The organism is Rhizobium sp. CB3090 (assembly GCF_029714285.1).
Classification (GTDB): Bacteria; Pseudomonadota; Alphaproteobacteria; order Rhizobiales; family Rhizobiaceae; genus Rhizobium.
On sequence record NZ_CP121662.1, the window covers coordinates 1,715,773 to 1,726,903 of the forward strand.

Annotated in this window: 13 protein-coding genes; 2 read left to right on the forward strand and 11 right to left on the reverse strand. The window is 59.4% G+C overall.

Annotated features, from left to right (window positions below):
• Nucleotides 1-9 precede the first annotated feature (9 nt).
• A complete protein-coding gene (locus QA646_RS08335) occupies nucleotides 10-540 on the forward strand; it encodes a gamma carbonic anhydrase family protein (protein WP_283058596.1) in 531 nt (176 codons plus the stop codon).
• 44 nt (nucleotides 541-584) lie between these two features.
• Here the strand turns inward: QA646_RS08335 and QA646_RS08340 are convergent, their stop codons facing one another.
• The 3 genes from QA646_RS08340 to QA646_RS08350 are packed head-to-tail and all read right to left on the reverse strand — an operon-like array spanning nucleotide 585 to nucleotide 2,687.
• Nucleotides 585-983, reverse strand: coding sequence for a Fur family transcriptional regulator (locus QA646_RS08340; RefSeq protein WP_283058597.1), 399 nt, complete (start codon nucleotides 981-983; stop codon nucleotides 585-587).
• On the reverse strand, nucleotides 980-1,807 hold the full coding sequence (gene znuB / locus QA646_RS08345; protein WP_283058599.1) for a zinc ABC transporter permease subunit ZnuB: 828 nt from the start codon (nucleotides 1,805-1,807) through the stop codon (nucleotides 980-982). Before znuB ends, QA646_RS08340 begins: the two co-directional genes overlap by 4 nt.
• Nucleotides 1,800-2,687, reverse strand: coding sequence for a metal ABC transporter ATP-binding protein (locus QA646_RS08350; RefSeq protein WP_283058600.1), 888 nt, complete (start codon nucleotides 2,685-2,687; stop codon nucleotides 1,800-1,802). The genes znuB and QA646_RS08350 overlap by 8 nt, the downstream gene beginning before the upstream one ends.
• Nucleotides 2,688-2,787: 100 nt before the next feature.
• Between QA646_RS08350 and QA646_RS08355 the strand changes: the two genes are divergently transcribed.
• Nucleotides 2,788-3,750, forward strand: coding sequence for a zinc ABC transporter substrate-binding protein (locus tag QA646_RS08355; RefSeq protein ID WP_283058602.1), 963 nt, complete (start codon nucleotides 2,788-2,790; stop codon nucleotides 3,748-3,750).
• 136 nt (nucleotides 3,751-3,886) lie between these two features.
• Here the strand turns inward: QA646_RS08355 and QA646_RS08360 are convergent, their stop codons facing one another.
• The 8 genes from QA646_RS08360 to QA646_RS08395 form a co-directional block, all read right to left on the reverse strand.
• Nucleotides 3,887-4,621, reverse strand: coding sequence for a PAS domain-containing protein (locus tag QA646_RS08360; RefSeq protein ID WP_283058603.1), 735 nt, complete (start codon nucleotides 4,619-4,621; stop codon nucleotides 3,887-3,889).
• 269 nt (nucleotides 4,622-4,890) lie between these two features.
• On the reverse strand, nucleotides 4,891-5,823 hold the full coding sequence (locus QA646_RS08365) for a lipid A biosynthesis lauroyl acyltransferase (protein WP_283058604.1): 933 nt from the start codon (nucleotides 5,821-5,823) through the stop codon (nucleotides 4,891-4,893).
• A gap of 5 nt (nucleotides 5,824-5,828) precedes the next feature.
• Complete coding sequence (locus QA646_RS08370; protein WP_283058605.1) at nucleotides 5,829-6,857, reverse strand: zinc-binding dehydrogenase; 1,029 nt, start codon at nucleotides 6,855-6,857, stop codon at nucleotides 5,829-5,831.
• A 157-nt stretch (nucleotides 6,858-7,014) separates the two neighbouring features.
• A complete protein-coding gene (locus QA646_RS08375) occupies nucleotides 7,015-8,301 on the reverse strand; it encodes a beta-ketoacyl-ACP synthase (protein ID WP_283058606.1) in 1,287 nt (428 codons plus the stop codon).
• Nucleotides 8,302-8,313: 12 nt separating this feature from the next.
• The gene (locus QA646_RS08380) at nucleotides 8,314-9,519 is read right to left on the reverse strand and encodes a beta-ketoacyl-ACP synthase (protein ID WP_283058607.1); all 1,206 of its coding nucleotides are present in this window, start codon (nucleotides 9,517-9,519) and stop codon (nucleotides 8,314-8,316) included.
• A 43-nt stretch (nucleotides 9,520-9,562) separates the two neighbouring features.
• Nucleotides 9,563-10,036: a 3-hydroxyacyl-ACP dehydratase FabZ family protein gene (locus QA646_RS08385; protein WP_283058608.1), complete on the reverse strand. Its 474-nt coding sequence runs from the start codon at nucleotides 10,034-10,036 to the stop codon at nucleotides 9,563-9,565.
• Between the two features lie 121 nt (nucleotides 10,037-10,157).
• Entirely contained in the window at nucleotides 10,158-10,442 is a 285-nt protein-coding gene (locus tag QA646_RS08390) for an acyl carrier protein (protein WP_003495848.1), read from the reverse strand.
• A gap of 183 nt (nucleotides 10,443-10,625) precedes the next feature.
• Nucleotides 10,626-11,054, reverse strand: coding sequence for a L,D-transpeptidase (locus QA646_RS08395; RefSeq protein ID WP_283058609.1), 429 nt, complete (start codon nucleotides 11,052-11,054; stop codon nucleotides 10,626-10,628).
• Nucleotides 11,055-11,131: the final 77 nt, after the last annotated feature.

Genomic DNA, 11,131 nt, shown 5'->3' on the forward strand with positions numbered 1-11,131 from the left:
AGAAATAAGATGCCGCTCTATGCCCTTTCCGGCCTGGTCCCGAAGACGCCTGGCCCCGGCCGCTATTGGATCGCGCCCGACGCAAATGTGATAGGCAAGGTTGAGATCGGTGAAGATGTCGGCATCTGGTTCGGCGCAGTCCTGCGCGGCGACAACGAGCTTATTGTCATCGGCAAAGGCACCAATATCCAGGAAGGGACGATGGTGCATACCGATCCCAGCTTCCCGACCACGATCGGCGAAGGCTGCACCATCGGCCACCATGCCATTATCCATGGCTGCACAATCGGCGACAATTCACTGATCGGCATGGGCGCAACCGTGTTGAACGGTGCCAAGATCGGCAACAATTGCCTTGTGGGCGCCAATGCACTGGTGACCGAAGGCAAGGAATTTCCAGACGGCTCCTTGATTGTCGGCGCCCCCGCCAAGGCGATCCGCATGCTGGACGAGGCTGCCATCGAAGGCCTGCGCCGTTCGGCCCGCAACTATGTCGCCAATTGGCAGCGTTTTGCCCGCGACCTCAAAAGACTGGATTAGGGTTCCAAAAGGCGCGGAGCTTCAGGATAGCGCCTCGCAGACATTCAGGCCGCGCAACTCGCGCAATGGCCGCGAATCTCGATGGTCGATTTCTCGGCCTTGAACTTGTGCGACTTCAGCCAATCCATCAGCCGGTGATCCACCTGATGATCGTGGAATTCGATCACCTGGCCGCAGCTTTCGCAGATGGCGAAGGCGACGAGGCCGTGGCTATGGCAATTCTCGTCCGGATGGGCGCAGGCGACGAAGGAGTTGATGCTCTCAAGGCGATGGACGACGCCATATTCCAGCAGCTTGTCCAGCGCCCGGTAGACCTGCAGCGGCGCGCGGAAACCATGGTCGCGCAGCTTGTCGAGGATGGTATAGGCACTGAGCGGCGCCTCCGCCTTGGTCAGGACATCGAAAACGAGCGATTGGTTCTTGGTGAGTGTCGGAGTGGTCATGATCCCTGTCCTCCCTGCTGCGCCGCCGGCGCGCCAACCCTGCGGGCAAGGGGCAGCAGGCTGATAATAAACAGAACGAGTGCCGCCACGACAATCGACGGACCGGAGGGCGTGTCGTAACGCAGCGAACCGAATAGTCCGCCGACCACGGCGACGGCGCCGATCAGCGAAGCAAAAACAGCCATCATCTCCGGCGTCGCGGCAAAACGGCGGGCGGTGGCGGCGGGGATGATCAGCAGCGCGGTGATCAGCAGGATGCCGACGATCTTCATGGCGATGGCGATAACGACTGCCATCAGCAGCATGAAGAACAGCTTCGCCCTCTCCGGCTCCAGACCCTCGGCCTCGGCCAGTTCCGGATTGACGGTGGAGGCGAGCAGCGGCCGCCAAAGCCAGGCGATCGCCGCCAATACGAGAATGCCGCCGCCCCAAATCAGGGCGATATCCGAGCGGTTGACGGCGAGGATATCGCCAAACAGGAAAGCGATAAGATCGATCCTTATCCAGCTCATGAAAGCGACGATGACGAGGCCAATCGCCAGCGTTGCATGCGACAGAATGCCGAGCAACGCATCCGCAGACAGGGCCTGCCGGCGCTGAAGGAACAGAAGCAGGATCGACACGGCCGCCGCCACCGCGAAGACAGAGAGTGTCAGATTGAGCTGGAAGAGCAGCGACAGCGCCACACCGAGCAGTGCCGAATGCGAGATCGTATCGCCGAAGTAGGCCATGCGCCGCCAGATGATGAAGCAGCCGAGCGGCCCGGTCGTCAGCGCCAGCCCGACGCCCGCAACGACGGCCCGCAGGAAGAAATCGTCAAACATGGCGTTCTCCTGCGGCGTGGTGGTCATGATCATGATCGTGGTGGGCATGCTCGTGCCCGTGATCGTGACCATGGTCGTGATGGCCGTCGTCGGCGCGGCAATCATCGGTGATCGAGCCGTCGGCATGCTGCACGCGGCCGTCAGGCAGATGCGTATGGTCGTGATGATGGCTGTAGATCGCCAGCGACTGGGCCGCTCGCGAGCCGAACAGCTTCACATATTCCGGGCTCTGGGTAACCGCCTGCGGTGTACCGCGGCAGCAGACATGACCATTGAGGCAGACAACCGTGTCTGTCGCAGCCATGACGACATGCAGATCATGCGAGATCAGCAGAATACCGCAGCCCTGAGAATTGCGGATCGACTTGATGAGGTCGTAAAGCGCGATTTCGCCGCTGAAATCGACGCCCTGCACCGGTTCGTCCAGCACCAGCAGGTCCGGCTTGCGAGCAACGGCGCGCGCCAGCAAGGCTCGCTGGAATTCGCCGCCGGAAAGATGCTGCACCTCCGATTGGGCGAGATGGGCGATACCCACTGCCTCCAAAGCCGCCTTCAACTCCGCTTCCGGCAAGGGCCCAGTCAGTGTCATCAAGCGGTGCACGCTCAGCGGCAGGGTCCAGTCGATGGCAAGCTTCTGCGGGACATAACCGACCTTGAGCCCGGCAATGCGCTCGACGCTGCCTTCATCCGGTTTCAACACGCCGATCGCGGTCTTGGCGCTGGTGGATTTGCCGGAACCGTTCGGGCCGATCAGAGTAACGATTTCGCCGCGGCTCACCGAAAAATCGACGCCACGCACCAGCCAGCGGCCGCCGCGGCGGACGCCGACGTCATGGAGCGACACCAGAGGCCGGCTCTTATTGTCCGCGGAAGAAAGCATGAAATTTCCACTTGCGCTGTTGCGTCCTGCTATCGCACACGTTATAGCATAACGCAATTGATGTAATAACATAACAGAACCCATTCAAGGGCAGTATCGCATGACCCTGGCAAAGACCATCCTCCCCCTCACCGCTTCCTTATTCTTCTCCTCGCTCTTCGCCGTTCCCGCACTTGCCGGCGATCCGCCGGAAGTAGTCGTATCGATCAAACCGGTTCATTCGCTCGTCGCCGCGATCATGCAGGGCGTCGGCACGCCTGACTTGATCGTCGAGGGCGCGGCCTCACCGCACACCTATGCGCTGAAGCCTTCGAATGCGCGGGCGCTGGAAAGTGCCAAAGTGGTTTTCTGGGTCGGTCCGGGCATGGAGGCTTTCCTGGAAAAGCCGCTTTCGGCCCTGGGCTCGAACGCCCTTGTGGTCGAACTCGATGAGACGCCGGGCATCACCAAACTGAAATTCCGCCAGGGCGGCGCTTTCGAAGCGGATGACGACGGCGACGAACCGGCGGCAGACGCGGGCGATTCTCATGATCATGGTGATGATCATGGAGCGTTCGACACACATCTCTGGCTCGATCCGCACAATGCCAAGGCAATGACGGCTGAGATCACCACCACATTGGTCGCAGCCGATCCCGCCAATGCACTGACCTATGAGGCGAACCAGAAGGCGCTGGACGACAAATTGGATGCGCTCGATACGGAAATCGCCTCGACCATCGCGCCGGTAAAGAATAAGCCTTTCATCGTCTTCCACGATGCCTATCAATATTTCGAGCGCCGCTATGGCGTGCATGTCGCAGGCTCGATCACGGTAAGCCCGGAAAGCATGCCCGGCGCGCAGCGGGTGGCCGAAATCCACGGCAAGGTCGCCGATCTCGGCGCAACTTGCGTCTTCGCCGAGCCGCAATTCGAGCCGAAGCTGGTCAACGTCGTCATCGAGGGCACATCCGCTAAATCAGGCGTGCTCGACCCGGAAGCGGCGACGCTTCCGCAAGGGCCGAATCTCTATTTCGATTTAATGCGCGGCATCGCCAATTCGCTGAAGACCTGCCTCTCCTGAAGCGGGCAAGAGGTTCGCAAGAGAGCAAACCGTTTGCTCGCCTTAACGACTTTAGGCGACAGAGGGAGAAAGACAATAGCATAGCGCCCGCACGTTGCGGGCGCTATCGAACGATTGTCGTTCAAAAGCTGGACGATCAGGCTACCAGCATATTCGCCGAAACGGCACCGACTTCATGCACGACCACCAGCGCCCCGATCACTTCGCCTCTCGGCTTGGTGGCGCGCAGCGGCGTCATCCGGCAATGCAAGGTCGTGTTGACATCCATCGGACGATAGGCCGGATAGTGGCAATCGACCGTCTCGCCGGCAAAACAGGCATCCAGCTTGGCCTTGAAGCAGCCTTCAAACAATTCAGAACCGATGAATTCGGAAAGATGCCGACCGACCAGCTCGATTGGCTTCGATTTCAGGTATTCGGAATTGGCTGCGTTGCTATAGAGATAGCGGTAGTCGCGCGTAATGACCGCGACACGGTCCGGCAGGCTGTCGAGGATGACGTCGTTCAGAACATTGTCCTCGTCGAAACCGGCGCCCTCACCTTCGTGCTCGTTCTTTCCTGTGGAAAATGCCATCAGCACTTCTGCCGCAGCCTCGCTGGCGCCGCCGAAGTAGCGATCGATCAACGACGACAGCGACGCTGAGTTGCGCATCACCCGTGAGCGGTCATCCGATTCCTCGCGGATGAGATTGCTCATAAATTGCAATTGCATATACATTTCGAGAAGGCTGGTGGCTTTGTAGGCCAGGATCGCTGTAACGAGCGGCTCCAATTCCCGGTCGAGTGAACCGACAAGTTCATCGTCACCCAGCTTGATTGCCCTTTGAATCTGGGTGCATTTCATGGAGAAGGCATGAAAGAGTGCCAGCAAATTGCCCTCCTGCCCTTACCCATAGTTCAGCCTCGGGCCTCATTCCCGACGCTACTATGAACAAGGATATTCAGCCTAGCGTCCGCTATCTCGCCAAGCTTTCTTGCAAATGCAATAACATGACTTACCCTCACATTCAATCCTGGCGAATTGAAGTTCCCGGAAAAGGCGAATTTTCGAAAGGCAGGACTTACTGAGGATCAAATTTGAAGCATTGTCGCGCTTAGAATGGCTCATTTCGCTACAAATGCTTTATTTAAAGCAATTTCTTAGAAAAGAGTCTTCTTGATATTCCAACGGTCGTGATACCACAGCCATTGTTCGGGATGCTCCCTCACCCAGCTCTCTACCTTGTCGTTCAGAAGTTGCGCCGTGGCGGGCAGATCGAGATTGCCGCGCTCATCACGGGGCATCTCCAGCCTCGGTTCGATTTCCAGCCGATAGCGATTATCGGGCAAACGAATGCAGCGAGCCGGATAGACCTCGCAATTGAACTGACGAACCAGTTTCGGCAGCAAGGGATTGGTCTTGACGTCACGACCGAAGAACTTCGTCCTCAGTCCCTTGCGAAACTTCTGATCGACCAGCACACCAACCCCGCTGCCGGCTTCCAATTGCCTGGCCAAGGTGAAAGACGATCCAGCATGCGAGGGTACGAGATTGCCCATGCGCTTGGCGCGAAAGTCGAAAACCTTGTCCGCCACATAGGGATTGTTCGGCGGACGAAAGAGCACGGTGACCTTCAGCCCGAAGGCGGCACCTGCAACCGGCAACAGTTCGAAATTTCCCGTATGTCCGGTAAAGACGATGAAGGGCCGCGGATTGTCCCTGAGGTCCAGAAAGATCGGAATGCCGGATACCTCGATGCGGCCCGGCTCCTTGCTGGATGGATCGAAATCGAAGAGCCGGTCGAGAAAGACATACTCTGCTGCTAGCCGCCCCATATTGCCCCAGCTTGCAAGCGCGATCTCGGCGATCTCCACCTCGCTCTTCTCGGGAAAAGCGTTGCGCAGATTGGTCAGCATTAGCCTGTGCCGGCGCATGCGCGGCCCGATTTTCCGGGTCAGCCAGTCGGCGAAGTTAATGCCGCCATCGGCGGGAAACATCTTCAGGAAATTCAGGAAGCCGAAGATGATCTGCGCGATCAGCCATTGGCGGAAATGCCGGACGGCAAGCACGATCCGGGTGATGACGAGCTTCACGCCGGTCAATCCATCTTGAGGATGATCTTGCCGAAGATCTGGCGCGATTCCATCCGCTCCAGCGCCCGGTCGATATCGCTGAAGCTCACTTCGGTGTCGATCACCGGATGCACCAGCCCACGTGCCATCTTCTGCATGGCATTCGCCATGTTCTCCATCCGGCAGCCGAAGGAGCCGAGCAGCTTGAGCTGCTGCTGGAACAGCATCATCAGGTTCATGTCAGTGGAGACGCCCGAGGTCGAGCCGCAGGTGACGAGCCGCCCGCCACGCTTCATGCACAGCATCGAGCCGGCCCAAGTATCCTTGCCGACATGTTCGAAGACGACGTCGACGCCCTTCTTCTTGGTCAGCTTGCGCACCACGCCTTCGAAGCGATCGGTGCGGTAATTGATGACGTGATCGGCGCCAAGCGCCTTGGCCTTCTCGATCTTGTCGTCAGAACCGACCGTGGTGATGACGGTGCAGCCGATCTTTTTGGCAAGCTGGATTGCCGCCGTGCCGATGCCGGAGCCGCCGGCATGGACGAGGATCGTCTCACCAGGCTCCAGCTTGGCGTTGTCGAACAGCATATGCTCGACCGTGCCGAAGGTGACAGGTGCCAGGGCAGCGCCGATCGCGTCGACTCCGGGAGGGGCCGGAACCAGCAGGCGCGCCGGCAGATTGACCTTCTCCTGTGCGAAGCCATCGAGATGGAAACCATGCACGCCACCGACATGTTCGCAGAGATTGTCGCGGCCTTCGCTGCAGGGGCGGCAGAGGCCGCAGGTGCGCGCACCGTAGATCGACACGAGCTGGCCCGGCAGCACGTTGGCGACACCCGGTCCGATTGCTTCGACGACACCGGCCGCTTCCGCGCCGATCACGAGCGGCATCTTGCGCTTGGCGAATGCCATACCGCGCCAACCCCAGACATCGATATGATTGAGGGCCACCGCTTTGACACGCAGGGTCACCTCACCCGCGCCCGGGGCCTCTGGCTCCGGCAGATCGGTGATCTCAAGTTTGCGGTCGTCGATCAGTTGCAAAGCGCGCATCGCAAAATCCCCCGCCTCTTGGGCGACTTAAGGCATGATCCCGAAAAGTGTTAAGCGGTTTTCGGACAAGATCATGCCACATCAAATAGTTCTGGAGTGAGACGACGCTTCGAAGATGAGCCGTCTCGCTCCAGTGTCTTTTTGTTCGAAGGTCCGATTAAGCCGGTTCAAGCGCCATGACAAGGCTGGCGTTCTGTCCACCGAACCCGAAGGAGTTCGAAAGAATGGCGCCCACCTGCTTTTCGCGCTTCTTGTTCGGCACGACGTCGAGAATGATCGACGGATCGGGATTGTTGTAGTTGATGGTCGGCGGCAGCGTGCCTGTCAGCATGGTCTGCAGCGAGAACACTGCTTCGACTGCGCCGGCGGCAGTCAGCGTATGGCCGATCATCGACTTGTTCGACGATACCGGAATGGTCGGAAGCCGCTCGCCGAAAACGGCGGACATGGATCCGTATTCCATCTTGTCATTTTCCGGCGTCGACGTGCCGTGCGCGTTGATATAGCCGATGTCGGTCTCGGCCATTCCCGCGTCGGCAAGCGCAGCGCGGATCGTCGCAATCGCCGGGCCGCCATCCGGCGACGAGCGGGTGCGGTGGAAGGAATCCGCCTTATCCCCAGCGCCCTTCATGATGCCGAGGATCTTTGCACCACGCGCAACTGCTGCCTCCAGCGATTCCAACACCAGCGTCGCGGCGCCTTCCGCGATGACGAAGCCGTCGCGATCCTTGCTGAACGGTTTGGATGCCTTGGTCGGCGGGTCGTTCTGAGTCGACAGCGCCGACAGCAGCGAAAAGCGGATCAGCGCCTCGGCACTGAGCGACCCGTCGGTCGCGACCGTGAGCGCCCGCGTCGTGCGGCCCTGGCGGATCGCCTCGATGCCGAGCTGGATTGCTGTGACGCCCGATGCACAGGCCGTAGACAGGGTTACGGGCAGGCCGCGCGTGCCGAAACGGTCGGCAAGACGCTCTGAAATGGCGCCGAAGAGAGCCGCTTCGTGGAAAGCCGGATCCGGGCGCTCACGCATTGCTGCGAGGAAGCGCTCATAGGCATCGGCCGGATGATCTGCTGGCGGCGAGCGGTCTGCCAGCTCGAAGCGTGCGCTCCATTCCGGCTCGATCGGCGGTGCGGCGAGGAAAAGCGGCCCGTTGAAATCACCGGAAATGCCGGCTTGGGCGAGCGCCTCGATCGTAGTCTCACGAGCGAAGGCATAAGAGCGCTCGACGGCGTTCGGTGCCGGGATGTCGATGAAATCCACCGTACCGGCAATGCGCGTCGAAAGGCCGTCGGTCGGGAAACGGGTGATCCCGTGGATGCCGGACGTGCCGGAAGAAAGCGCGTTCCAATTGTCCTGCAGCCCTTGGCCGAGCGACGTGATGATGCCCATGCCGGTAACGGCGACGATCGGGCGACCCAGATGATCCTTGTAGGCGGATGCGGTCATGATCCTAACTCCTCACGCTTCGGCGGACAGTACGGCAACGCCTTCGCCGCGCACATGCCCGACGGTCGTCACGACCGCCTTCTGCGCGCCGACATTCATCGGCTTTTCATGCGCGGCGTCGAACGGCGGTACCTTGGCCTTGTTGGCGATGGCCAGAGCGGCAAAGGCGAGTCCAAGCGGAAACTGGCCCTCGAGCCCGTGGCCGGAGACACCGGCATAGCCGCGAATGGCCGATGCCGGCAACTGCGTTTCCAGGACGGCTTCCTCCCGCGTCGCGAGATCGGGAATTGCCGTCGTTCCGCAGAAGATGACGGTGCTCTCACTCGGAGCGTCCTTGGCAGGCGCTAACAGGCGCTCCAACCGGGCCTCGAGCTTGCCGCTGTCGCGGCTGCCGCGATCGCCTTCGATGGCGTCGATGGATGCGTAGATGCGCGCGCCGCGGCCTTCTGCATGAGCGCGCGATTCAAGCACGAGGAAAGCGCTGAGCGAACCCATGATCATGCCGCCGCCGTTTTCCGGCTTGCGGGACCAAAGCGGATGCCAATCGCCGATCGCATGCGCGTTCACCGATTCGATCAGCAGCATCATGTCCTGGCGTTCGGCCGAAAAGGCGCCGCCGACCAATGCATGGCTCGATTCGCCCGACTTGATACGATGGAAAGCGGTTTCGACGGCGGAGATGCCTGCAGCTTCCTCGCCCATGAAAGTCCGCGACGAACCCGTGACCTTGTGGACGATGGAGATATTGCCGGCAAGCAGATTGGAAAGCTGTGCCAGGAACAGCGTCGGACGGAGCTCGGTCGTCAGCTTCTCGTTCAGAAGCAATTCGCGGTCGTTGCGCTTCAGACCTTCGTTCACGATCAGCGTATCGACATTGATATCGCGCTCGCCACCGCCCGCCGCAACGATCATATCCATACTGCCGCAAGCCTCGATATCGTCCTTGAAGCCCGCATCGTCAAGCGCCAGGCCGGCGGTGAAGACGCCGATGCGCTGCCAGTTTTCCATCTGGCGCTGATCGCCGCGCTTCGGGATCTGCTGCGACCAGTCGATCTCCGGCAGCGGATGTACGGGATAGGGCTTGAATTTCTCGGTTTCGACGACGGTCGGCGGTGCCTTGTCCGATGTCAGCAGGGCGACATGCGCATCCTTGCCGACACCCTGACAGGTGACGATGCCGATACCCGTGATCACCACATCATTCTGAGCCTTGCTCATTCATCAGTCCTCTTCGAATGCGGCGCCATGCAAACCGGAAACGTCAGCTATTGGCGGCGATAGCGTCGAGAAGCCCGACCTCGCCTGCCCGCTTGCGCACGATATCGGCGAGCGGCACCTCATTAAACGGCATGGTGCGCAGCTTCAACTGCGCATCGCAGATCTTCTTGCCGGCTATGGTGATCCGTGCCTTTGTCACCGCAAAGCCCGAGCCGTCATGCTCCAATTCCGCCTCGATGTCGAGTTCGGCTTCCGGTTCGACGAAGGTGCGCATCTTGGCGCCATCGACCGACATCAGAAACGGCATATAGGCGAATTTCGTTGCCGCAAGCACCAGCATGCCCGACGCCTGTGCCATGGTCTCGATCAGAAGGACACCGGGAACGAGTGGCATGCCCGGAAAGTGACCTTCGAAAACAGGGCTCTTCGCCGGGACGACCGAATGCGCCTTCAAAAGGCCTTTGGTGAGATCGACCGACTCGACCCGGTCAATCATCTGGAAATATTCCAGTAGCATCGATGCCTCCGATCCGACCCAGTGACGCAGTATGGCCCGGGCGGGATACGACAACTAAGAATAAAACCGCCCGGCCGCCATATTCAGGGGCGGCTGGGCGTCAAAAAAGCAAGAACGTTGCTCAGCCTTTGGCGGCGCGCAATTCGTCGATCTTGGCGCAGAGATTCTTGAGGACGAAATATTCCTCGGTCGAAACCTTGCCTTCGTTGACCTCTTGCGTCCACTGTTCCAGCGGAATCTTGATGCCGAATTCCTTGTCGATGGCGAAAACGATGTCCAGGAAGTCGAGGCTGTCGATGCCGAGGTCGTCGATCGTGTGGCTCTCCGGGGTGATCGTTTCACGGTCGATTTCGCTAGTCTCAGCGATGATGTCGGCAACTTTGTCGAATGTAGCAGTCACGCCCATACCTCTTGAAATGACAATTCAACCCTCCTCATAGGGAAATCCATTCCAAAAGCCAATGGTTTCCACCTGAGACCCCAGTAATTTGACGAAGCACTGTTGCCTAAACAGCAAAATACTTCCGGTGCACAATTGCCGGAATAGAGGCCGACATGCGAGCAAGATACGGCAGTATTGCGGCGGCGGTCACTCGCTGATGATGATGCGGGTGTTTCTCAATCCCGCCTGCGACGCCATCGAGAAGAAGGTAGCCGCATTTCGTGGTTCCAGACGTACGCAGCCATGCGAGGCGGGTCGGCCGAGATGCTTCAGCTCATAGGTACCGTGCACCGCATAGCCGCCGTCGAAGAAGACTGCATAGGGCATCGGCGCATTGTCGTATTTCTTCGAGCGATGATCGCGCGACAGCCACTTCGCCGTATAGGAGCCGGTCGGGGTGACATAACCTCTGCGCGCCGTCGATACTTTCCAGCGATACTTGAAAACGCCGTCTTCGGAAACGGTCATAGTCTGCGATCGAAGATCAACATTGGCGAGAACAGTTCCAGCCTGTGCTGTCGTGACATGAAACTGCAGGCATAAACATGCGGCAGCGGCTGCCGTTATCCGTTTCATCTTTCGCCCCTCCATCGTTTGCTTCTTTTTGAAACAATTCCGATAAAGGGAAGAACTATCAGCTCTCTGATTATACT

Excerpts from the sequence above, each read along its gene's own strand:
- QA646_RS08370 (WP_283058605.1), bottom strand. The coding sequence starts at position 6,857 with ATGCGCGCTTTGCAACTGATCGACGACCGCAAACTTGAGATCACCGAT.
- QA646_RS08395 (WP_283058609.1), bottom strand. The coding sequence starts at position 11,054 with ATGAAACGGATAACGGCAGCCGCTGCCGCATGTTTATGCCTGCAGTTT.
- QA646_RS08335 (WP_283058596.1), top strand. The coding sequence starts at position 10 with ATGCCGCTCTATGCCCTTTCCGGCCTGGTCCCGAAGACGCCTGGCCCC.
- QA646_RS08385 (WP_283058608.1), bottom strand. The coding sequence starts at position 10,036 with ATGCTACTGGAATATTTCCAGATGATTGACCGGGTCGAGTCGGTCGAT.
- QA646_RS08375 (WP_283058606.1), bottom strand. The coding sequence starts at position 8,301 with ATGACCGCATCCGCCTACAAGGATCATCTGGGTCGCCCGATCGTCGCC.
- znuB (WP_283058599.1), bottom strand. The coding sequence starts at position 1,807 with ATGTTTGACGATTTCTTCCTGCGGGCCGTCGTTGCGGGCGTCGGGCTG.
- QA646_RS08380 (WP_283058607.1), bottom strand. The coding sequence starts at position 9,519 with ATGAGCAAGGCTCAGAATGATGTGGTGATCACGGGTATCGGCATCGTC.
- QA646_RS08390 (WP_003495848.1), bottom strand. The coding sequence starts at position 10,442 with ATGGGCGTGACTGCTACATTCGACAAAGTTGCCGACATCATCGCTGAG.
- QA646_RS08350 (WP_283058600.1), bottom strand. The coding sequence starts at position 2,687 with ATGCTTTCTTCCGCGGACAATAAGAGCCGGCCTCTGGTGTCGCTCCAT.
- QA646_RS08355 (WP_283058602.1), top strand. The coding sequence starts at position 2,788 with ATGACCCTGGCAAAGACCATCCTCCCCCTCACCGCTTCCTTATTCTTC.
- QA646_RS08340 (WP_283058597.1), bottom strand. The coding sequence starts at position 983 with ATGACCACTCCGACACTCACCAAGAACCAATCGCTCGTTTTCGATGTC.